The sequence below is a fragment of the Streptomyces sp. NBC_01288 genome (assembly GCF_035982055.1).
Lineage (GTDB): Bacteria > Actinomycetota > Actinomycetes > Streptomycetales > Streptomycetaceae > Streptomyces.
Genome location: NZ_CP108427.1, coordinates 3538944 through 3561302 on the forward strand (window position 1 = coordinate 3538944; position 22359 = coordinate 3561302).

Annotated in this window: 20 protein-coding genes and 1 riboswitch; of the genes, 10 read left to right on the forward strand and 10 right to left on the reverse strand. The window is 68.9% G+C overall.

The features are described 5' to 3' along the window. Positions 1-79 precede the first annotated feature (79 nt). From OG194_RS15240 to OG194_RS15280, 9 genes are all read left to right on the forward strand, one after another. Positions 80-2221, forward strand: coding sequence for a carbon starvation CstA family protein (locus OG194_RS15240; protein WP_327401389.1), 2142 nt, complete (start codon positions 80-82; stop codon positions 2219-2221). Then, positions 2193-2405, forward strand: coding sequence for a YbdD/YjiX family protein (locus OG194_RS15245; RefSeq protein WP_327401390.1), 213 nt, complete (start codon positions 2193-2195; stop codon positions 2403-2405). The genes OG194_RS15240 and OG194_RS15245 overlap by 29 nt, the downstream gene beginning before the upstream one ends. 126 nt (positions 2406-2531) lie before the next feature. Beyond that, positions 2532-2795, forward strand: a complete 264-nt coding sequence (locus OG194_RS15250; RefSeq protein ID WP_327401391.1) for a DUF3311 domain-containing protein — start codon at positions 2532-2534, stop codon at positions 2793-2795. After that, on the forward strand, positions 2792-4402 hold the full coding sequence (gene mctP / locus OG194_RS15255) for a monocarboxylate uptake permease MctP (protein WP_327401392.1): 1611 nt from the start codon (positions 2792-2794) through the stop codon (positions 4400-4402). The genes OG194_RS15250 and mctP overlap by 4 nt, the downstream gene beginning before the upstream one ends. Positions 4403-4547: 145 nt before the next feature. Continuing rightward, the gene (locus tag OG194_RS15260) at positions 4548-5054 is read left to right on the forward strand and encodes a GNAT family N-acetyltransferase (RefSeq protein ID WP_327401393.1); all 507 of its coding nucleotides are present in this window, start codon (positions 4548-4550) and stop codon (positions 5052-5054) included. 52 nt (positions 5055-5106) lie between these two features. Next, positions 5107-5230, forward strand: a riboswitch (cobalamin riboswitch). Positions 5231-5354: 124 nt separating this feature from the next. Further along, positions 5355-7784, forward strand: a complete 2430-nt coding sequence (locus OG194_RS15265) for a ribonucleoside-diphosphate reductase subunit alpha (RefSeq protein WP_327401394.1) — start codon at positions 5355-5357, stop codon at positions 7782-7784. Next, positions 7784-8797 (forward strand): ribonucleotide-diphosphate reductase subunit beta, encoded by a 1014-nt coding sequence (locus OG194_RS15270; protein ID WP_327401395.1) that lies wholly within the window; start codon positions 7784-7786, stop codon positions 8795-8797. The genes OG194_RS15265 and OG194_RS15270 overlap by 1 nt, the downstream gene beginning before the upstream one ends. 297 nt (positions 8798-9094) lie before the next feature. Further along, a complete protein-coding gene (locus OG194_RS15275) occupies positions 9095-11179 on the forward strand; it encodes a putative Ig domain-containing protein (RefSeq protein WP_327401396.1) in 2085 nt (694 codons plus the stop codon). A 127-nt stretch (positions 11180-11306) separates the two neighbouring features. Further along, entirely contained in the window at positions 11307-11765 is a 459-nt protein-coding gene (locus OG194_RS15280) for a hypothetical protein (protein ID WP_327401397.1), read from the forward strand. On the opposite strand, the gene OG194_RS15285 is transcribed toward OG194_RS15280, so the two are convergent. Next, a complete protein-coding gene (locus tag OG194_RS15285) occupies positions 11743-11907 on the reverse strand; it encodes a hypothetical protein (protein WP_327401398.1) in 165 nt (54 codons plus the stop codon). The genes OG194_RS15280 and OG194_RS15285 overlap by 23 nt on opposite strands. An 87-nt stretch (positions 11908-11994) precedes the next feature. Between OG194_RS15285 and OG194_RS15290 the strand changes: the two genes are divergently transcribed. Next, positions 11995-12957 (forward strand): GlxA family transcriptional regulator, encoded by a 963-nt coding sequence (locus OG194_RS15290; protein ID WP_327401399.1) that lies wholly within the window; start codon positions 11995-11997, stop codon positions 12955-12957. Positions 12958-12973: 16 nt separating this feature from the next. Here OG194_RS15290 and OG194_RS15295 read toward each other — a convergent pair whose 3' ends face one another. From OG194_RS15295 to OG194_RS15335, 9 genes are all read right to left on the reverse strand, one after another. Continuing rightward, positions 12974-14344: a bifunctional albaflavenone monooxygenase/terpene synthase gene (locus tag OG194_RS15295; protein ID WP_327401400.1), complete on the reverse strand. Its 1371-nt coding sequence runs from the start codon at positions 14342-14344 to the stop codon at positions 12974-12976. Beyond that, positions 14341-15438 carry an epi-isozizaene synthase gene (cyc1, locus tag OG194_RS15300; RefSeq protein WP_327401401.1) on the reverse strand — a complete coding sequence of 366 codons (1098 nt, stop codon included), beginning with the start codon at positions 15436-15438 and terminating at the stop codon, positions 14341-14343. Before cyc1 ends, OG194_RS15295 begins: the two co-directional genes overlap by 4 nt. 297 nt (positions 15439-15735) lie before the next feature. After that, a complete protein-coding gene (def, locus tag OG194_RS15305; protein ID WP_327401402.1) occupies positions 15736-16386 on the reverse strand; it encodes a peptide deformylase in 651 nt (216 codons plus the stop codon). Positions 16387-16693: 307 nt separating this feature from the next. Beyond that, positions 16694-17674 carry a tetratricopeptide repeat protein gene (locus OG194_RS15310; protein WP_019058305.1) on the reverse strand — a complete coding sequence of 327 codons (981 nt, stop codon included), beginning with the start codon at positions 17672-17674 and terminating at the stop codon, positions 16694-16696. A 104-nt stretch (positions 17675-17778) separates the two neighbouring features. Next, positions 17779-19029, reverse strand: coding sequence for an HD-GYP domain-containing protein (locus OG194_RS15315; RefSeq protein ID WP_327401403.1), 1251 nt, complete (start codon positions 19027-19029; stop codon positions 17779-17781). A gap of 4 nt (positions 19030-19033) precedes the next feature. Beyond that, entirely contained in the window at positions 19034-20341 is a 1308-nt protein-coding gene (locus OG194_RS15320) for an HD-GYP domain-containing protein (protein ID WP_327401404.1), read from the reverse strand. 138 nt (positions 20342-20479) lie between these two features. Continuing rightward, positions 20480-20782: a mycothiol system anti-sigma-R factor gene (gene rsrA, locus OG194_RS15325; RefSeq protein WP_327401405.1), complete on the reverse strand. Its 303-nt coding sequence runs from the start codon at positions 20780-20782 to the stop codon at positions 20480-20482. Beyond that, positions 20779-21471: an RNA polymerase sigma factor SigR gene (gene sigR / locus OG194_RS15330; RefSeq protein ID WP_327407085.1), complete on the reverse strand. Its 693-nt coding sequence runs from the start codon at positions 21469-21471 to the stop codon at positions 20779-20781. The genes rsrA and sigR overlap by 4 nt, the downstream gene beginning before the upstream one ends. Before the next feature lie 236 nt (positions 21472-21707). After that, on the reverse strand, positions 21708-22358 hold the full coding sequence (locus OG194_RS15335) for an alpha/beta hydrolase family protein (RefSeq protein WP_327401406.1): 651 nt from the start codon (positions 22356-22358) through the stop codon (positions 21708-21710). Position 22359: the final 1 nt, after the last annotated feature.

Here is a 22359-nt window from a genome sequence, read left to right on the forward strand (position 1 = left end):
ACAACTCCTAGGGGACTTACGGAGTTACCGGGGTTGCTCTACGTTCCTCCCGTCGCCGCATGGACGGGAGGACCACCCGGTGCGTACCGCGAACGTCCGAACCATCGTCGTCTGGACCCTCGTCGCGCTCGTCGGCGCGGCGGGCTGGTCCGTGCTCGCGCTGGCGCGGGGCGAGAACGTGTCGGCCGCCTGGATGGTCGCCGCCGCGCTCGGCTCGTACGCCATCGCCTACCGCTTCTACGCGAAGTTCATCGTGTACAAGGTGCTCAAGGTCGACGGCACCCGGGCCACCCCGGCCGAACGCCTCGACAACGGCATCGACTACCACCCCACCGACCGCCGCGTCCTGCTCGGCCACCACTTCGCCGCGATCGCCGGCGCGGGCCCGCTCGTCGGACCCGTACTCGCCGCGCAGATGGGCTACTTGCCCGGCACGGTCTGGATCATCGCCGGGGTCATCTTCGCGGGCGCGGTCCAGGACATGGTGGTGCTGTTCTTCTCAACCCGCCGCGACGGCAGGTCACTCGGTCAGATGGCCCGCGAGGAGATCGGCCCGTTCGGCGGCGCCGCCGCGCTGGTCGCCACCTTCGCCATCATGATCATCCTGCTCGGCGTGCTGGCTCTGGTCATCGTGAACGCGCTCGCCTCCTCGCCCTGGGGCACCTTCTCCATCGGCATGACCATCCCGATCGCCCTCCTGATGGGCTTCTACCTACGGGTCCTTCGCCCCGGCCGCGTCTCCGAGGTCTCCCTGATCGGCGTGGCCCTGCTGCTGCTCGCCCTGGTCGCGGGCCGCTGGGTCGCCGAGTCGTCCTGGGCCGGCGCCTTCACCCTCGCGCCCTCCACGCTGGTGATCTGGCTGGTGGGCTACGGCTTCGTCGCCTCGATCCTCCCGGTCTGGACCCTGCTCGCCCCGCGCGACTACCTCTCCACCTTCATGAAGATCGGCACGATCGGCCTGCTGGCGATCGGCGTCGTGGTCGCCCTGCCCGCCCTGAAGATGCCCGCCGTCACCGACTTCGCGAAGCACGGCAACGGCCCGGTGTTCGCCGGCTCCCTCTTCCCGTTCGTCTTCATCACGATCGCCTGCGGCGCCCTGTCCGGCTTCCACTCGCTCATCTCCAGCGGTACGACCCCGAAGATGATCCAGAAGGAAACCCAGATCCGCATGATCGGCTACGGCGCCATGCTGATGGAGTCGTCCGTCGCCGTCATGGCCCTGGTCGCCGCGAGCATCATCGACCCGGGTCTGTACTTCGCGATGAACGCCCCGGCCGGCGCGATCGGCACGACGGTGCAGAACGCCTCGCAGGTGGTGAGCGGTTGGGGCTACCACATCTCCCCCGCCGACCTCGCGCAGGCCGCGAAGAACGTCGACGAGGCGAGCCTGCTGTCCCGCACCGGCGGGGCGCCCACCCTCGCGGTCGGCGTCTCGGAGATCTTCTCCAAGGTGACCGGCGGGAGCCTGCGCGCCTTCTGGTACCACTTCGCGATCATGTTCGAGGCGCTGTTCATCCTGACCGCGCTGGACGCGGGCACGCGGGTGGGCCGGTTCATGCTCCAGGACATGCTCGGGAACGTCTACCGGCCGTTCAAGAACGTGAGTTGGCGCCCGGGCCTGGCCCTGACGAGCGCGATCGTGTGCGCCCTGTGGGGCTACTTCCTCTGGGTCGGCGTCCACGAACCCCTGGGCGGGATCAACCAGCTCTTCCCCATCTTCGGCATCGCCAACCAGCTCCTCGCGGCGGTCGCGCTGGCCGTCTGCACCACCCTCCTGGTGAAGTCCGGCCGCCTCAAGTGGGCCTGGATCACCGGGATTCCACTCGCCTGGGACGCGACGGTCACCCTCACCGCGAGCTGGCAGAAGGTGTTCTCCGGCGATCCGAAGGTCGGCTTCTTCAAGCAACGCTCGGTGTTCCAGGACGCGATCGACGCGGGCAAGGTCCTGCCGCCCGCCAAGTCGATGGACGACATGCACACCGTCGTCACCAACTCGACGGTGGACGGGGTGCTTTCGGCCATTCTCGCGGTGCTCGTCGTGGTCGTGATCGCGGACGCCCTTCGCGTCTGCGTTCGACACATCCGCCGGCCCGCGCTCTCGACTCTGAGCGAGACGCCGTACGTCGAGTCGAACATCGTGGCACCGGCCGGGCTGATCCCGACCCGCGAGGAGAAGGAGGAGGCGACCCGCGATGCGGTCGGCGCTGATACGGGCGGCTGACCGGCTGGTCGGTGGAGTGCGGTGGTACGTCCGGGAGTTGATGGACGAGTCGGCGTACGACCGCTACGTGGCGCACGTACGCCGGAACCACCCCGAGGCGGAGGTCCCCGGCCGCCGCGACTTCGAACGGATGCGGACGGACCGCCAGGAGGCCGACCCGCGCCAGGGTTTCCGCTGCTGCTGACACCGATGTCACGCCTTCACAGAATCGACATGCCGATATGCGGACGAGGTCTTCCGTACGCGCGATGCCGTGACCTAGATTGCCTGCGCATTACACAGGCGATCATTGAGGTGACGGAGCCGCGACATGTCAGACGTACCCGAAGTTCCGCCCGAACCGGCACCACCGCTGGTGACACCGGCCCGCGTCGTCATCGCGGTCTGCCTCGTCGCGCCGTTCGTGGCGCTGCTCTGGGTCGGCTCCTACACCAAGATCGACCCCACGTTCATCGGCGTCCCGTTCTTCTACTGGTACCAGATGCTGTGGGTGCTGATCTCGACGGTGCTGACGATGACCGCCTACAAGCTGTGGCAGCGCGACCAGCGGGCCCGCCATGGAGGTAACCGGTGAACGACGGCGTGAACGGCGTCGCTCTCGGCGTCTTCATCTTCTTCTTCCTGGCCGTCACGGTCCTGGGCTTCCTGGCCGCCCGCTGGCGCCGGGCCGACAACGAGCAGAGCCTCGACGAATGGGGCCTGGGCGGACGGTCGTTCGGCACCTGGGTCACCTGGTTCCTGCTCGGCGGCGACCTCTACACGGCTTACACGTTCGTGGCGGTCCCGGCGGCGGTCTACGCGGCGGGCGCGGCCGGCTTCTTCGCGGTGCCGTACACGATCCTCGTGTACCCCCTCATCTTCACGTTCCTGCCCCGCCTCTGGTCGGTGTCGCACAAGCACGGATACGTGACGACCTCGGACTTCGTGCGCGGCCGCTTCGGCTCGAAGGGTCTTTCGCTGGCCGTGGCGGTCACCGGCATCCTCGCGACGATGCCGTACATCGCACTCCAACTGGTCGGCATCCAGGCCGTGTTGGACGTCATGGGGGTGGGCGGCAGCGCGAACTCCAACTGGTTCGTGAAGGACCTGCCGCTGCTGATCGCGTTCGCGGTGCTGGCCGCGTACACCTACTCGTCCGGCCTCCGCGCGCCCGCGCTGATCGCGTTCGTGAAGGACGGCCTGATCTACCTCGTCATCACGGTGGCGATCATCTACATCCCGATCAAGCTCGGCGGCTTCGACGACATCTTCAGCGCGGCGGGCGCCAAGTTCAAGGCGGCCGGGACAGGCGGACTCGTCCCCGCACCGGCGGGCCAATGGACGTACGCCACACTGGCGTTGGGCTCGGCACTGGCCCTCTTCATGTACCCGCACTCGATCACCGCGACGCTCTCCTCCAAGAGCCGCAACGTGATCCGCCGCAACACCACGATCCTGCCCCTGTATTCACTGATGCTGGGCCTGCTCGCGCTGCTCGGCTTCATGGCGATCGCGGCCGGAGTCAAGGTCACCAACGGCCAGTTGGCGATCCCGCAGCTGTTCGAGAACATGTTCCCGGACTGGTTCGCGGGCGTGGCCTTCGCGGCGATCGGCATCGGCGCCCTCGTCCCGGCGGCGATCATGTCCATCGCGGCGGCGAACCTCTTCACCCGCAACATCTACAAGGACTTCATCAAGCCCGACGCGACCCCGGCCCAGGAGACAAAGGTCTCCAAGATCGTCTCGCTCCTGGTGAAGGTCGGCGCCCTGGCCTTCGTCCTCACGATGGACAAGACGGTCGCCATCAACTTCCAGCTCCTGGGCGGCATCTGGATCCTCCAGACCTTCCCGTCCCTGGTGGGCGGCCTCTTCACCCGCTGGCCCCACCGCTGGGCCCTCCTCACCGGCTGGGCGGTCGGCATGATCTACGGCACCCTCGCCGCGTACGGGGTCGCCTCCCCGACCCAGGACCACTTCGGCGGCTCGTCCAAGGAGATCCCCGGCATCGGCGAGATCGGCTACATCGGCCTGACGGCGTTCGTCCTGAACGTCGTCGTCACGGTGGTCCTGACATTCGCCCTGAAGGCGTTCAAGGCCCCAGAGGGCATCGACGAGACCAACCCCGCCGACTACACCGCAGACGCGGGCGACCCGGGCGTAGAGGTGGAACTACCTCCGGCAACAGCAGGGGCAACCCACTAACGCAGGCTGACCGTCCCCACCCAGGGGCGCGGGGCTGTATCGATATGCGGCTCCGCCGCGTGGGCGCGACCAGCCACACACAACCCGCAGCGGGCCACCGGAAAGCAAGTTCCTCGGCGGCCCGCTGTCGTACACACTCACCCCCATGGACATCCTCATCCGCCGAGCAATCCCCACCGAATACGAAGACCTCGGCAACATCACGGCGCAGGCCTACCTACAGGACGGCCTCCTCGACTACGGCGACGACGACCCCTACCTCCCCGTACTGAAGGACGTAGCAAGCCGAGCCGCAGCCGCAGAGGTCCTCGTCGCGGTGGACGGCGACCACCTCCTCGGCGGAGTCACCTTCGTCCCCGGCCCCGGCCCAGTCGCCGACATCGCGACAACCGACGAGACAGAGATCCGCGCACTGGCGATCGCCCGCACCGCCCGCGGCCGAGGCGCCGGCGAGGCCCTCGTCCGCGCCTGCGTCGACCGCGCCCGAGCCACCGAGGGCTGCACGGCCGTAGTCCTGTCGACCCAGAGCTCCATGCACGCGGCCCACCGCATCTACGAACGCCTGGGTTTCGTCCGCACCCCCGACCGCGACTGGAACCCCGTGCCACACCTGGACGATCTCACTCTGCTCACCTACAAGCTGACACTCTGAAACCACCGCGACACAACATCTGGTGGTGACGTGACAGGCGAGCACAAGATGTATGCTCATGCTCGCTGTCGCCGCAGGGGAATCCGGTGCGAATCCGGAACTGTCCCGCAACGGTGTACTTACGTGCATATGCACGCATGGCCAGTCCGAGGACCTGCCGACAGCTCGCGTCCGGCCACCCGGCCAGGCGCATGACGTCCGGGCCTCGTGGAGTGGGCCGGTGGACGCGACGCCCCGTGCGCTCGTGTACTGCCGCCTGCCCTCGGCGAGGCCCCGTGCCGAGCGAGGGAGAGCCCCACCGTGACCATCGCGCCAGCAGAGCCGGCATCAGCGACCCAGGTGAACGAGGCGATCGTAGCGACCGCGACCGGACCCGGAACCGACGTTCCCGGAACGGCCGTTCAGGACGCCGACGGCCCCGGTACCGCGATCCTGCGGACCCTGACCGAGCTGACCGCCGACCTCCCCGACGCCGACCCCGGCCGGGTCGCCGCCGCCACGTTGCGCGGCCGGTCCGCGCACGCGGACGTGGCGGAACTGCGCGAGCTGGCCACGGAGGCGGCCGCCGGCCTCATCTCCGAGGACCCGGTCTACTCCCGGCTGGCCGCCCGGCTGCTGACGATCAGCATCGCCGCCGAGGCCGCATCCCAGGGCGTCACGACGTTCACCGGGTCCGTCGCCGTGGGCCACCGCGAGGGCCTCATCGCGGACCGCACCGCCGAGTTCGCGACGCTGCACGCGGCCCGCCTGGACGCGCTGATCGACACGGAGGCCGACGACCGCTTCGGCTACTTCGGCCTGCGCACCCTGTACAGCCGTTACCTCCTGCGGCACCCGATCACCCGCAAGGTCATCGAGACGCCCCAGCACTTCATGCTGCGCGTGGCCGCCGGTCTCGCGGAGGACGACAGCACCCGCGCCCTGGACGAAGTCGCCGCGCTCTACCGCCTGATGAGCCGCCTGGACTACCTCCCGTCCTCCCCCACACTCTTCAACTCCGGCACCCGGCACCCCCAGATGTCGTCCTGCTACCTCCTCGACTCCCCGCTGGACGAGCTGGACTCCATCTACGACCGCTACCACCAGGTCGCCCGCCTCTCGAAGCACGCCGGCGGCATCGGACTGTCGTACTCCCGCATCCGCAGCCGGGGTTCGCTGATCCGGGGCACGAACGGGCACTCCAACGGCATCGTCCCGTTCCTGAAGACGCTGGACGCCTCGGTCGCCGCGGTGAACCAGGGCGGCCGGCGCAAGGGTGCCGCCGCGGTCTACCTGGAGACCTGGCACTCCGACATCGAGGAGTTCCTGGAGCTGCGGGACAACACCGGTGAGGACGCCCGCCGTACGCACAACCTGAACCTCGCGCACTGGATCCCGGACGAGTTCATGCGCCGGGTGAACGAGAACGGCGACTGGTCGCTGTTCTCCCCCGCCGACGTGCCCGAGCTGGTCGACCTGTGGGGCGCCGAGTTCGACGCCGCGTACCGCAAGGCCGAGGCGCGGGGGCTCGCCAAGAAGACCATCCCGGCCCGTGACCTCTACGGCCGCATGATGCGCACCCTCGCGCAGACCGGCAACGGCTGGATGACCTTCAAGGACGCGGCCAACCGCACCGCCAACCAGACGGCCGAGCCGGGCCACACGGTCCACTCCTCCAACCTCTGCACGGAGATCCTGGAGGTCACGGACGACGGCGAGACGGCGGTCTGCAACCTGGGTTCGGTGAACCTGGGCGCGTTCGTCACCGATGGTGAGCTGGACTGGGAGCGCCTGGACGAGACCGTCCGCACGGCCGTCACCTTCCTGGACCGCGTGGTCGACATCAACTTCTACCCGACCGAGCAGGCGGGCCGTTCCAACGCCCGCTGGCGCCCGGTCGGCCTGGGCGCGATGGGCCTCCAGGACGTCTTCTTCAAACTCCGCGTCCCCTTCGACTCCCCGCAGGCGCAGGCCCTTTCGACGCGTATCGCCGAGCGCATCATGCTCGCCGCGTACGAGGCCTCCGCCGACCTCGCCGAGCGCAACGGCCCGCTGCCGGCCTGGGAGAAGACCCGTACCGCCCGCGGTGTCCTGCACCCGGACCACTACGACGTGGAACTGACCTGGCCCGAGCGCTGGGCCGCGCTGCGGGAACGTATCGCCCAAGTCGGCATGCGCAACAGCCTGTTGCTGGCCATCGCGCCCACCGCCACCATCGCGTCCATCGCGGGTGTCTACGAGTGCATCGAGCCGCAGGTCTCCAACCTGTTCAAGCGCGAGACGCTGTCCGGCGAGTTCCTCCAGGTCAACTCCTACCTGGTGAACGAGCTGAAGCAGCTCGGCGTGTGGGACGCCCGCACTCGTGAGGCCCTGCGTGAGGCCAACGGCTCGGTGCAGGCCTTCAGTTGGATCCCGGCCGAGGTCCGCGCCCTGTACCGCACGGCCTGGGAGATCCCGCAGCGCGGCCTGATCGACATGGCCGCCGCCCGCACCCCGTTCCTGGACCAGTCCCAGTCCCTGAACCTGTTCCTGGAGACGCCGACGATCGGCAAGCTCTCCTCGATGTACGCGTACGCCTGGAAGCAGGGCCTGAAGACGACGTACTACCTGCGCTCCCGCCCGGCGACCCGCATCGCCCGCGCCGCCCAGGCCCAAGCCCAAACCCCCATCCCCGTACAGCAGTTGACCCCCGACGAAGACGCGGTCGCCTGCTCCCTTGAGAACCCCGAGTCCTGCGAGGCCTGCCAGTAATGAGCTCCCCCGAAAAGAACCTCCTCGACCCGGGCTTCGAGCTGACCCTCCGCCCCATGCGCTACCCGGACTTCTACGAGCGCTACCGGGACGCGATCAAGAACACCTGGACCGTCGAGGAGGTCGACCTCCACTCGGACGTCGCCGACCTCGCGAAGCTGACGCCGGGTGAGCAGCACATGATCGGCCGGCTGGTCGCGTTCTTCGCGACGGGTGACTCGATCGTGGCGAACAACCTCGTGCTGACGCTGTACAAGCACATCAACTCCCCCGAGGCGCGGCTGTACTTGAGCCGTCAGCTCTTCGAGGAAGCGGTCCACGTCCAGTTCTATCTGACCCTCCTGGACACCTACCTCCCCAACCCGGAGGACAGGGCGGCCGCCTTCGACGCGGTGGAGAACATCCCCTCCATCCGCGAGAAGGCCGAGTTCTGCTTCAAGTGGATCAACGAGGTAGAGAAGCTGGACAGCCTCCAGACCCAGGCCGACCGCCGCCGCTTCCTCCTGAACCTGATCTGCTTCGCCGCGTGCATCGAGGGGCTGTTCTTCTACGGCGCGTTCGCGTACGTCTACTGGTTCCGCAGCCGGGGGTTGCTGCACGGCCTGGCGACGGGGACGAACTGGGTTTTCCGGGACGAAACCATGCACATGTCCTTCGCGTTCGAGGTGGTCGACACCGTCCGCAAGGAGGAGCCGGAGCTGTTCGACGACCAGCTCCAGCAGGAGGTGACCGACATGCTGCGCGAAGCCGTCGAGGCGGAGCTCCAGTTCGGGCGCGACCTGTGCGGTGAGGGTCTGCCGGGCATGAACACCGACTCGATGCGCCAGTACCTGGAGTGCGTCGCGGACCAGCGCCTCCAGCGACTGGGCTTCGCCCCGGTGTACGGCTCCGAGAACCCCTTCTCCTTCATGGAGTTGCAGGGCGTCCAGGAGCTGACCAACTTCTTCGAGCGCCGCCCGTCGGCGTACCAGGTGGCGGTGGAGGGCACGGTCGACCTGGACGAGGACTTCTAGCCCCATCCGGTCGACCCTCGGTCGCCCTTTATCTGTGTCTTACTTCGCGGACGGCCCATGGAGCTTCCATGGGCCGTCCATGGAGTTTCTATGGAGCGGCAAAGTTCATGGGGTGCGTCTGTTCGCGGTCTCGTCGCCCCGGCTACGTTCCACCCGTCCTGTTCATGTCATTCATCAATGGCCCCACAGGACGCTCAAAGTGTCATGCCCATGACGACGTCATCTGCCGCCGCTACGCGCGTCACAGGCCTGCCACCACGCCGAGGAACCCCACTCCAACGATGGAGGCAGTACCCCATGCGTGAGAAGCCCAGACGGAGTCTGCGAAGACTGCTGACCGCCGCCGTACCCGCCCTCACTCTCAGCGTCTTCGGGCTCGTGGCGGCCTCCCCCGCCGGCGCGCAGCCCGCCCCACAGGCCGCCGTCCAGTCCGCCCAGGTCTCCAAGGTCACCCAGAACTCCAAGGCCCTGACGTCCCCCGCGGCCCAGGCCGTCCACTCGACCGGCAAGGCCGGGCAGAAGGTGCCGACCGAGCACCTGTGTGCCGCCGCGGCCCCCGGTCACGCGTCCTGCTTCGCCCAGCGGCGCACCGACATCAAGCAGAAGCTGGCCGCCGCCGTGCACGCGGACGCCGCGGCCGCGGTCTCCGGGCTGAGCCCGGCCAACCTGCACAGCGCGTACGCGCTCCCCTCGACCGGCGGCTCCGGCCTGACGGTCGCGGTGGTCGACGCGTACAACGACCCCAACGCGGCCTCGGACCTGGCCACTTACCGCTCCAACTTCGGCCTGTCGGCCTGCACGGTGGCCAGCGGGTGCTTCAAGCAGGTCAGCCAGACCGGCTCGACCACCTCGCTGCCGACCAACGACAGCGGCTGGGCGGGCGAGGAAGCGCTCGACATCGACATGGTCAGCGCGGTCTGCCCGAACTGCAACATCATTCTGGTGGAGGCCAGTTCGGCCACCGACTCCGACCTCGGCACCGCCGAGAACGAGGCCGTGACCCTGGGCGCGAAGTTCGTCTCCAACAGCTGGGGCGGCTCCGAGTCCTCCTCGCAGACCAGCGAGGACACCTCGTACTTCAAGCACCCGGGTGTCGCGATCACCGTCTCCGCCGGTGACGAGGACTACGGCGCCGAGTACCCGGCGACGTCGCAGTACGTGACCGCGGTAGGCGGCACCGCCCTCTCCACCTCGTCCACCACCCGCGGCTGGACCGAGTCCGTGTGGAAGACCAGCAGCAGCGAGGGCACCGGTTCCGGCTGCTCCGCGTACGACACGAAGCCGAGCTGGCAGACCGACACCGGCTGCACCAAGCGCATGGAGTCCGACGTCTCCGCCGTGGCCGACCCCGCCACCGGCGTGGCCGTCTACGACACCTACGGCGGCTCCGGCTGGGCGGTCTACGGCGGCACCAGCGCCTCGTCCCCGATCATCGCGGGCGTCTACGCGCTGGCCGGCACCCCGGGCTCCAGCGACTACCCGGCGAAGTACCCCTACTCCCACACGAGCAACCTGTACGACGTCACGAGCGGCAACAACGGCTCCTGCTCGACGAGTTACTTCTGCACCGCGGGCACCGGCTACGACGGCCCGACCGGCTGGGGCACCCCGGACGGCACCGCCGCCTTCACCTCCGGCACCACCACGGGCAACACGGTGACCGTCACCAACCCGGGCAGCCAGTCCACCGTGACCGGCTCCACGGCCAGTCTCCAGATCTCGGCCACCGACAGCGCGAGCGCGACCCTGACCTACAGCGCGAGCGGGCTGCCGACCGGCCTGTCGATCAGCAGCTCGACCGGGCTGATCTCCGGCACCGCGTCCACCGCCGGCACGTACGCCGTCACGGTGACCGCGACCGACTCCACCGGCGCCTCCGGCTCGGCCTCCTTCACCTGGACGGTCAGCACCTCCGGCGGCGGCAGTTGCACCTCGACCCAGCTCCTGGGCAACGCGGGCTTCGAGTCGGGCAACACGACCTGGACCGCGAGCAGCGGGGTCATCACCAACGACACCGGCGAGGCGGCCCGCACCGGTTCGTACAAGGCGTGGCTCGACGGCTACGGCTCGACCCACACCGACACGCTGTCCCAGTCGGTGACGGTCCCGTCCGGCTGCACGGGCACGACCTTCACCTTCTACCTGCACGTCGACACCGCGGAGACCAGCACCAGCACGGCTTACGACAAGCTGACGGTCACCGCCGGATCGACCACCCTGGCCACCTACTCCAACCTCAACGCGGCCACCGGGTACGTCGCGAAGTCCTTCAGCCTGTCCTCCTTCGCCGGCTCCACCGTCACGCTGAAGTTCAGCGGCGTCGAGGACTCCTCCCTCCAGACCAGCTTCGTCCTCGACGACACCGCCGTGACGACCAGCTGACCCCTTCATGAGCTGGACCCCGGTCGTCTCGCAGCGGCCGGGGTTCTGTCATGTCCACGAATATTTCACCGCTCACGAGGGATCCGGATGCGTCCGTGACACGTCAAAGGGGCAAAGGAGGCCCCCCATGCGCCGATCGATTCTCGGTCCGTCCCTCGCCGTCGCCACCCTGGCGCTCGCCCTCACGGGCTGCGGCGGTACGAAGTCCGACACCGGCAGCGGCAGTGTGTCGCCGTCGTCCTCCCCCACAGCGAGCAAGAGCAGGTCGGCCTGTACGGCGAAGGAGACGCTCGCCGCCACCGACACGAACGGCACCTTCTGCGTGACGACCGGCAACACCGTCCGCATCCTGCTGGACGGCACGACCACCCGCCCCTGGGCGCCGGTCAAGACGGTGGGCAGCGGCCTGAAGGCCACCAACAGCGGGATCCTGATCCGGCCCGGCGACGCGAGCAACGCGTACGAGGCGGTCTCGGCCGGGACCGTGAAGCTCACGTCGTCCCGGCCGCTGTGTGCGACCGCCGCGCACAAGATCTCGTGCAAGGGCATTCAGGAATGGTCGGTCACCGTCGTGGTGTCGAAGTGATCATCCGGTGGGCGGTCCTGATCTGACGGTCGATGCGCCGGTCGTGCGCGATGCCGAGCAGCGACGGGAAGGTCACGGCCACGAGGATGCCGACGACGGCGAGGAGGGCGATGAGGTTGTCCATGGCTGCGTTCATGGACATGAGTCTCGTCCTTTTGACTCCTTACCGTGAGTGGCAGGACTGCCGCACACCCTCGATTTACTGCCATTCCGGGGGCACACTGGCAGCATGCTGAAAAACGTGGCCGTGGTCCTGCTCGACGGAGTCGCCCCCTTCGAACTCGGCGTCGTCTGCGAGGTGTTCGGCCTCGACCGCAGCGACGAGGGACTGCCGGTCTACGACTTCGCGGTCGCCTCGGCCGAGGGGCCGACCCTCACCACCCACGCGGGCTTCTCCCTGACCGTCGACCACGGCCTGGAGCGCCTGGAGACCGCGGACCTCATCGCCGTACCGGCCGGTGCGACCTATGCGGAGCGGGAGTACCCGGAGGAGCTTCTCGACGCCCTGCGGCAGGCCGTGGACCGGGGCGCCCGGGTGCTCAGCGTCTGCTCGGGCGTGTTCGTGCTGGCCGCCGCCGGGCTGCTGGACGGGCGGCGGTGCGCGGTGCACTGGCACCACGCGGAGCTGCTCGCCCGGCGGTATCCGAAGGTCGTCGTGGAGCCGGATGTGCTGTACGTCGACGAGGACCCGGTGATCACGTCCGCCGGCACCGCGGCCGGCATCGACGCCTGTCTGCACATCGTGCGCAAGGAGCAGGGGCCGGAGGTCGCCAACGCCATCGCGCGGCGGATGGTCGTCCCGCCGCACCGCGACGGCGGCCAGGCCCAGTACATCGAGCGGCCGCTGCCGCGCTCGCAGTGCGACACGGTGGGCGAGGTGCTGGTGTGGATGGCGGTCCACCTCGACCAGGAGGTCACCGTCGAACAGCTCGCCGCCCGTGCCCACATGTCACCGCGGACCTTCGCCCGCCGCTTCCAGCAGGAGACCGGGACCACGCCGTACCGCTGGATCCTGCGTCAACGGGTGCTGCTGGCCCAGCAGTTGCTGGAGGGGACGGACGAGACGATGGACGCGATCGCCTGGCGCGCCGGCTTCGGCACCGCACCCGCCCTGCGTCACCAGTTCGTCCGGGCGCTGGGCACCACCCCGAACGCCTACCGGCGCACGTTCAGGGGCCCGGAAGCCGCCTGAACGCACGCCCGTCACGTCACCTCGACACGGGCCTGAGCAGCAGCCGGTTGGGGCGCAGGGTGATGCCGACGCGGGTGGTGTCGTCGGAGCCGGACACCCGCTCGAAGCGGTACCTCGTCGCCACCGCCGCCGTGACCAGGCTCAGTTGGGCCATCGAGAAGTGGTCGCTGGGACACTTCCGGTTGCCGTTGCTGAACGGGCTCATGGCGAACTTCGGTACGTCCTTGGACCGTTCCGGAAGCCAGCGGTCGGGGTCGAACTCCTCGTTTCGGTCATACGAACGCGCGTCGCGCTGGATGGCGTACGGACTGTAGATGATGTCGGCTCCGGCCGGAATCCGATAGCCCCCCAGTTCGGTGTCGGCGACCGCCCGCCGCGTCAATATCCATACGGCGGGACGCAGCCGCATCGCCTCGACGACGACATTGTTCGTGTGCGTGAGCTTCCGGACGTCGTCGAATGCCACCGGGCGGCCACCCGTCACGGATTCGACCTCTTCGCGTACCTTGTCGGCGTGTTCCGGGTGTTCGGTGAGGACCTGGAGCAGCCACATGATCGTGGACGCGATTGTTTCGCTTCCCGGGGTGAGGATCGCGACGACCTGGTCGTGGATCTCCTGTTCCCCGATCGGGTCGCCATTGTCGTCCGTCGCCTCCAGCAATGCCGTCAGCAAATCGTCCGGCTTTTGACCAGATTCGCGTCGCTCGGCCACGATCTCGTCGACCAGGAGATGCAAATCGGCCAGTGCCCGGTTGAATTCGCGGTTGGCCGGGAGGGGCAGCCGGTAGAGCGGTCCGGCCGGTACCACCATCCGCCGGTACATGCCCCGGAAGACGGTGGCGAGCGCGACGCACAGCCGCTCGGCGCGCTCGTCCATGAAGTCGCCGCGCAGCAGACAGCGAGCCGCGATCCGTACGGCGACCCGGAAGGACTCGGAGGTGCAGTCGATCGTCTCGCCGGTCCGCCAGCGCTCGGTGAGCGCGTGCGCCTCCTCCTCCATGATCGGCCCGTACGCGGGGATCGCGTCGAGCCGGAACGCGGGCTGGATGATGCGCCGTTGGCGCCGGTGCAGGGACCCGTTGGCCGTGGCCACGCCCTCCTTGCCGAGCAGTCCCTCCAGGGACTCCCACAGCGGGCCCGCGATGATGAAGTCGGGGTTCAGCGCCAGGGCGCCGGTGAGGGCCGGCGCGGTGACGGCGTAGACCGTCTTCGGGCCGAGGCGGAGCCTCACCACGTCGCCGTGGTCGCGGAGTTGGGCCATGAAGGCCAGGGGGTCGCGGACCAGCTTCCAGCCGTGGCCGAGAAGCGGGATCCTGCCGCCCGCGACGGGCGGCTCCAGCAGCTCCGGCACCTCGGGTGCCGCGGGCTTCACAGACTCGACGGTCATTTCTCACCTGCCGCTTCGTTGTTGACGTACGGGGGTGTGGACCGGTCGTCCCAGCTGTCGACCATGTAACGGCCGGACTCGTGGTGGAACCAGTAGACGGTGCTGAACCAGTTCCGCATATTGCCGAGGCAGGTCCGTACCGCGGCACTCACTTCCATTCCGCGCACGGTGCCGTCGTCGAGCCGTTCGGCGAGACGTAAGGTGTCCTGTTCCGCGACGAGGAATTCGGCGATGCATTCCTCGATACGGCGCCTCAGTTCGGCGACCGCTTCCTCAAGGGTCAGCCCTTCGTGCTTGATGAGGCTGATTCCGAGATTGTGGACCTCGTCGCCCGCGAGCTCTTTCGGCAGCGAGCAGAGGTCGTTGTACCAGGCGGCGAATTCCTGGCTGAGCAGGGCCGCCCGGCGATATCCCGGGTGTTTCCGCACACTGTCCGGGAGTTCGAGTCCCGCGCTCGCCTCCAGCAGATCGGTCCAGATCCAGTGGGCGAAGGTGAGCCGGCGCAGCGCGAGGTATTCCTCGACCGTGGGGACGGTCCCCTCGGTACGGTTGCGGAATTCACGGTCGTAGGCCTCGATGACCGCGTGGAAGTGCCGGGCGAACCGCGCGTTCCAGGTGTCGGGCAGGAACGAGTAGATCCGCATCATGCTGTCGGCGAACCCGGCGACCAGGGGATCCGGGTGGAGCAGATGGTGCCGTGGTGAATCCAGTGCCGCGTGCAACCGGAACCTCAACCGCCGCCAGGCGTCGGGGCGTTGGTGCACGATGTCCCGGTCGTGGCGGTCGTCCCAGACGAAGAACCACGCGCTGTAGTCCGCTATCGCCTGGAGCACCTCGTCCGGTGCGCCCAAGTAGTACCCGGCCATCAGGTCCGTGTAGCAAAGACCGTCGGCATATTCCCTTACCTTGTCCGCCGGCATGAGGCGCTTTTCCAGCAGCCAGACACGTGTCTTCTCCTGGAGCCTCGGCCAATACGGATGCAGTTGCCGGGGAAACGCCGCCTCGATCACCGGGAGAGAGAGCGACGGTGGTACCGCGATCGCCGTCGTTACCGTTGCCGTTGTCGATGTGGTGCTGTGTGAGAAAGCAGGCACGAACAAACCCCTCTCAGCCGCCAGTTGCGCACGCCCCTCCCGCTGTGCCGGGCGTGCGCCGTTGCGTATCCCCGCACTTCCTATTCAGCACCACAACTGACCGTTCTGGGAACGGATTTGCTCCCTTCACTACCCCCAAGTGCCGAGAATCCCCCCTTGTGTGACCGATTCTGGATCATTACGCGCACGGAAACGATCGAATGTGCGAGGGACAGACGAACGGCGCCTGGTCAGGGAGTTGCACCTGAACAGACGCCGTACGTAAGGGAGATGGGTCGACCGCTGGGGTCGGCCGGATCAGTCGTTGGCGACCACGGGGTAACGGGGCTCGTTCTCGGCCATCTGCCGCAGCGCGTCCTTGCGGTCGCGCTTGGAGAGCCGGTCGATGTAGAGGTAGCCGTAGAGGTGATCGGTCTCGTGCTGCAAACACCGAGCGAAGTAGCCGGTGCCCCGGACCTTGACCGGGTTGCCCTTCTCGTCCTGCCCGGTCACCTCGGCGTAGTCGGGCCGTGCGAGCGGCGCATACGCGGTCGGCACGGACAGACAGCCCTCGTTGCTCTCGTCCAGATGCCGCTTGTCGGCGGGCAGATCGACGAGCTTGGGATTGCAGACGACACCGACGTGCCGTTTGCCCTCGTCGTCCATGCAGTCGTAGACGAAGACCTTCAGGTCGACGCCGACCTGGTTCGCGGCGAGGCCGACGCCCTCGGCGGTGCGCTGCGAGGCGAACATGTCGGCCACCAGCGTCTCCAGCTCCGCGCCGAAGTCGGTGACGTCCCTGCACTCCTTGTGCAGCACCGGATTCCCGACGACCGTGATCGCCCGCGAGACCCCCCGCTCCCGCCAGGCCGCCTCACGCTCCTCGGCCCCCTCGGTGTCGACGACAAACCCCTCGTCATCCACGGGGAGCACGCCCACGTGCTGCTGATCGGTGTCCTGCTGCGCCATGACCGACGTAAGCCTTCCTGAAAACCAAGGGGGAGAAGTTGCTGATACAGGGTACGTGGAGTTCTTCGAGAGACGCGGGCCTGTGTCAATGGGCGGCGACCACGCCCTGCCTTCAGGGGCACGGGCCTGTGCCGATGTGCGGCTCCGCCGCGCGAGCGCGCCCTGTCTTCAAGGGGCGCGGGCCTGCGCCATTGTGCGGCTCCGCCGGCGACAACGCCCGTCTTTTAAGGGGCGCGGGGCTGTTCTCATATGCGGCTCCGCCGCGGGGCGCGACCAGCCACGACGGCGCGGCACCCGACCACCGACCTCAGCAGACCTCTTCCAGATCCCGCCAGTCCCGAGAGTCAGGGCTGTCGGCAACCCACCCGTCCAACAACCCCCGAACCAGCGACGCGGGGGCCGCAAGCCCACACTCCCGCTCCGGCACCCACAACTGCCCGTCCGTCCGATGCCCCAGCGGCCCAGGATGCCCGGGCTCACTGTGATCATGCGGATCAAGATGCTCCCCGTCACCCTCATCGGAAGGCATCCGGGACTCGGAACACATCCGGCACAGCAACCGCACGGAAGACGACCAGTCCTCCGCCGCGAATCCCGCATCCGCCGCCAACTGCTCCAACGCGTCCCGATCAGCCTCGGCGGCAGCCTCAAGCAGCACGACCCACGTAGGCACAGGAGACGGCGCCCACAACTCGATCTCGTCGAACACGGGGTACGAGTGCCCGGCGGCAGTCGTCCGCTCTCCATGCGGAACCCCGTCATGGAGCACGACCTCACCCCACCGCCGCCCGGACGAGGGAAGCGGAATGGACAGCACCTCGATGCGCGCAGGGTCCAGCCGCCGCCCCCACACCACCTCGGCCTCACCCTCGGGAGACAGTCGTACAGCCGCGCTGCCGAGATCCATCCCGGCCGGCTCACCCGCCCCGGTGACGCCACCCGGTACCCGCAGCCCGTACGCCTGCCAGGCCCGCCGCGCCAGCGGCCAGTCCTGGAGCCCGGTGGCCGCGATACCCACGTTCCACCAGTCAGGCGCGCCGGCCTCCCGGTCGAGCAGCGCGACGGCCCTCAGTCCGGCCGCCCGCGCCTGCTCCCAGTCGTGCCGGAACTTGTGGAGAAGGGCGAGATTGAACCAGGACTCGGACAGCCAGGGCTCCAGATCGGCGGCCCGCGTCAGCAGCGCGCCCGCGTCCTCGTACCGACCGTCGCCGATCAGCGTGAACGCGCGGTCTGTGGCCTGCCGCCAGGAGGCGGAGGGCCGGTGCCGTCCCTTGCCGAAGATCCTCACGATTCCCGCCTGCCAGTTCCGTTCAGTGGGCTGGCTCTGCCCCCGGACACCCTCTTCTTCGCATCCAACCACGTACGGCTGGGAGGGCGCTCATTACCCATGGGTTACCCAGCCGAAGGCAAGGTCAGACAGTCCCGGGACAGTACCCGGGCCAGTGCTTCCACGACCTCGGGAGCGTAGTCCCCGGCGGTCCCGAGGCGCAGCTCCTCCAACGCCTGGAGAGGCCCGCCGGGGCCGCCTGCCCGGGTTTTCTCCTCGTACGCGTTCACGGCCCGGACGATCCGCGCGGACAGCGGCTGCTCCCGGCACGGGTCGGCCTGCCGCTCCACGACGGCCGCCACCTGAGGACTCACCCCGGTCTGCCGTACGACGGCCCCGCCGAGCAGCGCTATCCGCCGCTGCTCCTCCGCCGGGAGTACGGCGGTGGCGCCGGCCGGTACCGGGTCGACGAGGCTGAGCTGGCCGATGTCGTGCATCAGGGCCGCGTACTCCAGGACGGTGAGGTCGGGCTCGGACAGCCCCAGGTCCCGCCCGACCGCCTGGCACAGCGCGGCGACCCGGCGGGCGTGCCCGGCAGGCGTGTATCCGGCTATCTCGGTGGACCGGGCGAGGGAGGCGATGGTCTGCCGGTAGGTGTCCCGTACGGCCGCGTACCGCCGGAACGACAGCTGGGTCAGCAGCAGCGGCAGCGAGAACACGGGCAGCGCCCACAGCCCCACCACGGCGACCGCGAGCGCCATCACCGCGCCGGTCGCGCACACCGCCGACCCGATCCCGAGCATCCCGCGCAGCTCGTCCCGCAACAGCGGCCCGAACGGCCACCGGGTCCGCGCGTGCGCGAGCGCGGCGGCGAGCACGGCGTCGCAGAGCGCGGTGAGGGAGAGCAGCGCGAGGAGCAGGAGGGCATAGGCGGGGCCGCCCCAGTGTCTGAACACGCCCTGGTTGTACAGGGGTTGGAAGCAGACGGCCGCGAAACCGACGGTCAGGACGCGCCGTGCCATGTGGTCGGGGGTGCGGCTGTGGCCGCGCGCGATGTGCGGGACGCAGCCGACGAGGGCGGCGGCGACCACCACGGCGACGGTCTGGAAGACGCCATGGTGGGTGGGCCGGCCGGCGTCGGCGCCGAGCAGGGCGTAGGAGAGGGCGCCGGCTGCGCCGAGGGGGGCGGTTTCGCGGAGACCGGTTGCGCCGTTCCATCGGCTCAACTCCCCTACGGCTACGAGGACGCCGAAGGCGAGGGCTACTCCGGGTTCTTCGAGGCCGGTGCGGAGGGTGAGGGTGAGGGAGGTGAGGGCGAGGAGGAGGGCGGAGGCGTGGACGAGGGCGAGGATCAACGGGGGCTGGGGCGAAGGCATTTCGTCAACCCCTCAACACACTGGAAACGGGCGGACTGGGTGGGAAAACAATGGACGACTGGACCTCGTCGGCTGTTACCGAGGGATGCCACCCACACCGGCTCAACGCCCGCACCAACGCCCGCACCATCAACGGGTCGAACTGCGTACCGGCACAGCGCGACAACTCCTCCAGCGCGGCAGACACCGGCCGAGCCCGGCGGTAGGACCGCGTGGACGTCATCGCGTCGAAGGCGTCGGCGACGGCGACTACCCGCGCGGACTCCGGGATCTGACTCCCCAACAGCCCGTAGGGATACCCGCTCCCGTCCAGCCGTTCGTGGTGGTGCAGGACAGCCGCACGGGCCTCCCCGAGGAAACCGATCCCGCGCACCATCTCGTGGCCGTACTCGGGATGCAGTTCGATCACCCGCCGCTCCTCGGGAGTGAGCGGCCCGTCCTTGCGCAGCAAGCGCGTAGGCACGCCCAGCTTTCCGACGTCGTGCAGGATGCCGGCGAAGCGCAGCACTTCCACCCGGGAGTCGTCCATGCCCAGCTCCCGCGCGATCATCATCGACGCCTGCCCGACCCGCTCACTGTGCCCGCGGGTGTACCCGTCCTTGATGTCGACGGCCTGGACGAGGGCGCGGATGGTGGCCTGATGCGCGGCCCGCTCCTGGTGGTACTGGGCGAACACCCACCAGGACACCCCCATCGGCAGCAGCACGAGCAGCGCGGCGACGGGGCCGTAGGGGCTGCGCCACAGGACGGCCATCATCAGCCCGGCGAGCCCGTGCACGCCGATGGGCGCCAGGGACCGTAGGAACAGCCCTCGCCAGGCCCGTCGTACCGGCATCCGCTCGGCCAGCGCGAGGATCCCGCCGTCGAGCACGGTGAGGACCAGGCAGAAGGCGAGGACGGCGGCCAGGGCGGGCACCAGGGCGTACGGGAAGTCGGACGCGACGACGGCGTCGCGCCCGCCCAGCGCCCAGTGCACGCGTGCCGCCGCCCACACGCCCAGCGCGAGCTGCGCGGCCCGCCAGCCGCGCCGCAGCCAGGGCGAGCCCTGCTCGACGCGGGAGAACAGCGCCCCCGGCAGCGGCACGAGCGCGGCGGCGGGGGGCGGGAGGAGGAAGGCCGCGGCGAGCAGCACCGGGTAGAAGGTGCCCGCGAAACGGCGCCGGGCGACCTGCTCGCAGCCGGCGTAGAGCGCGGCCAGCAGTGCGACCGCCCACCAGGGTGTGTGGACGGTCGGCAGCGGCAGCAGGCACCACAAGGCGCCGGCGACGACACAGACGACGTACGCACGTGCCCGTGCCGGTGTCGCCTCCATGGCTGACGCCCTTCCCCCGACCATGCCTGTCCAGGCCGAGGAGCCTAGGGCGGTCGGGGGCGGGCCGCGGGCGTATCACCCGCGGATTAGCACGTTCGAGTGACGATCGCCCGTTCAGGACGCGTGTTCAGGAAACGGTCAGGATTCCTGCGGGGCGGCCGTCAGGTCGTGGTCGGGCACGGCCTGCCCGGAACGGATCAGATCGAGCCGCCCCAGGACCTTGGCGCGCAGGTCGGTCGGCACGTCGTCCCGGCCGCAGCACCGCTTGACCAGCTTCTTCACGGCCTCTTCGAGCCCGTACTTCTCCAGGCACGGCGAGCACTCCGTGAAGTGCTGCTTGAACTTGGCGCGGTCGACGTCCGGCATCTCGCTGTCGAGGAACTCGTAGAGATGGTCGAGGACCTCACTGCAGTCCGTTTCGTGCGGCTCTCCGCAGCTCATGAGCCCGAGCCTTTCGCTTCGTTCGACTCTCCGGCGCCGGCCGGGACCAGTCCGCGGTCACGCGCGTAGTCCTCGAGCATGCCGCGCAGTTGACGACGGCCGCGGTGCAGCCGGGACATCACCGTACCGATGGGTGTCCCCATGATGTCCGCGATCTCCTTGTACGCAAAGCCCTCGACGTCCGCGAGATAGACGGCGATGCGGAATTCCTCGGGGATCGCCTGGAGCGCTTCCTTCACGTCCGAGTCGGGCAGGTGGTCGAGCGCCTGCGACTCGGCGGAGCGCAGACCCGTCGACATGTGCGACTCGGCGCGCGCGAGCTGCCAGTCCTCGATCTCCTCGGCCGCGGAACGCTGGGGTTCACGCTGCTTCTTGCGGTACGAGTTGATGAACGTGTTGGTGAGAATCCGGTACAGCCACGCCTTGAGGTTGGTGCCCTCGCGGAACTGGTGGAAGGACGCGTACGCCTTCGCGTACGTCTCCTGCACCAGGTCCTCGGCGTCGGCCGGGTTTCGCGTCATGCGCAGCGCGGCCGAGTACATCTGGTCGAGGAATTCGAGCGCGTCCCGCTCGAAGCGCGCACTGCGCTCCGAGGTCGATTCCGGTGTGACCTCGCTCGTGCCCTGGCCCTCGGGCTGCTCCGCCTGGCCGTGTTCGGTCCCTGCGTCGGTACCGGGAACCGGACCCACCTCCTCAAGATTCCGGGTGGCGCCGAAGCCGATGCCACCAGAATCGGAGGATAGACGACGATCCGGTCCGCCCGCCGCCCCAATAGGCGTGGCCTTGGTCGCGTGCAGCACGGACCAGTCCAGGTCGGAGCGGCTGCTACGGGACGGGCAGAAGGTCGAACCCATGCGGCGGACTTCCTTTCTACGACTCTCTATGTCCGCCACAACAGTGGTAAGGGCCCCGGCATTCCCGCCCCTTACTCAAGTGTTCGAGTCCACTCCACCACGCGCCCCGTGATGATCTCCAGCGCCTCGTCCTGCCCGATCTCCGCCCGCTTCGGCACCGCGAACCCATGATCGCCGTACGGCACCTCGACCAGCCCGAAGTCGCCCTCCGGGAACTCCGCCGGTTTCCCGAAGGGGTCGTTCCCGCCCTGCACGACGAGCGTGGGCACCCCGGCCCCGAGCAGTTCGCCGGCCCGGGACTTCTCCGGCTTGCCCGGCGGATGCAACGGGAAACTCAGCGCGAGAACGGCGGCGGCGCCCAGCTCCAGAGCCGTACGACACGCCACGCGGGCTCCCGCACTACGGCCCCCGGAGATCACCGGCAGCCCCGGTTTCGCGACCGCCGCCCAGATCCCCCGCCACCCCACGTCGAGCGTCTTGGGCGCGGGCGCCACCTTCTTCCCGGCCACCCGCCACGGCTGCTCGACGAGCGCGACGGTGACACCGTGCGCGGGGAGTACGGCGGCGAGGGCCCGCAGATCCCGGGCGTCGATGCCACCGCCGGCGCCATGACTCACGGCGAGGACGAGCCGCGCCTTCTTGGCCGTATGCCAGGTGACACGGGCGTCCCCCGCGTCGGTCTCGACCGTCTCAACTGTCTCGCTGGAAATGATCTCGCTCACG

What these genes read in the sequence shown, in the direction of transcription:
- OG194_RS15250 (WP_327401391.1), top strand. Translation starts at nt 2,532, where the DNA reads ATGTCAGACGTACCCGAAGTTCCGCCCGAACCGGCACCACCGCTGGTG.
- OG194_RS15290 (WP_327401399.1), top strand. Translation starts at nt 11,995, where the DNA reads ATGCTGAAAAACGTGGCCGTGGTCCTGCTCGACGGAGTCGCCCCCTTC.
- OG194_RS15280 (WP_327401397.1), top strand. Translation starts at nt 11,307, where the DNA reads ATGCGCCGATCGATTCTCGGTCCGTCCCTCGCCGTCGCCACCCTGGCG.
- OG194_RS15260 (WP_327401393.1), top strand. Translation starts at nt 4,548, where the DNA reads ATGGACATCCTCATCCGCCGAGCAATCCCCACCGAATACGAAGACCTC.
- rsrA (WP_327401405.1), bottom strand. Translation starts at nt 20,782, where the DNA reads ATGAGCTGCGGAGAGCCGCACGAAACGGACTGCAGTGAGGTCCTCGAC.
- OG194_RS15295 (WP_327401400.1), bottom strand. Translation starts at nt 14,344, where the DNA reads ATGACCGTCGAGTCTGTGAAGCCCGCGGCACCCGAGGTGCCGGAGCTG.
- OG194_RS15320 (WP_327401404.1), bottom strand. Translation starts at nt 20,341, where the DNA reads ATGGAGGCGACACCGGCACGGGCACGTGCGTACGTCGTCTGTGTCGTC.
- OG194_RS15275 (WP_327401396.1), top strand. Translation starts at nt 9,095, where the DNA reads ATGCGTGAGAAGCCCAGACGGAGTCTGCGAAGACTGCTGACCGCCGCC.
- OG194_RS15270 (WP_327401395.1), top strand. Translation starts at nt 7,784, where the DNA reads ATGAGCTCCCCCGAAAAGAACCTCCTCGACCCGGGCTTCGAGCTGACC.
- OG194_RS15245 (WP_327401390.1), top strand. Translation starts at nt 2,193, where the DNA reads ATGCGGTCGGCGCTGATACGGGCGGCTGACCGGCTGGTCGGTGGAGTG.
- def (WP_327401402.1), bottom strand. Translation starts at nt 16,386, where the DNA reads ATGGCGCAGCAGGACACCGATCAGCAGCACGTGGGCGTGCTCCCCGTG.
- OG194_RS15315 (WP_327401403.1), bottom strand. Translation starts at nt 19,029, where the DNA reads ATGCCTTCGCCCCAGCCCCCGTTGATCCTCGCCCTCGTCCACGCCTCC.
- OG194_RS15285 (WP_327401398.1), bottom strand. Translation starts at nt 11,907, where the DNA reads ATGTCCATGAACGCAGCCATGGACAACCTCATCGCCCTCCTCGCCGTC.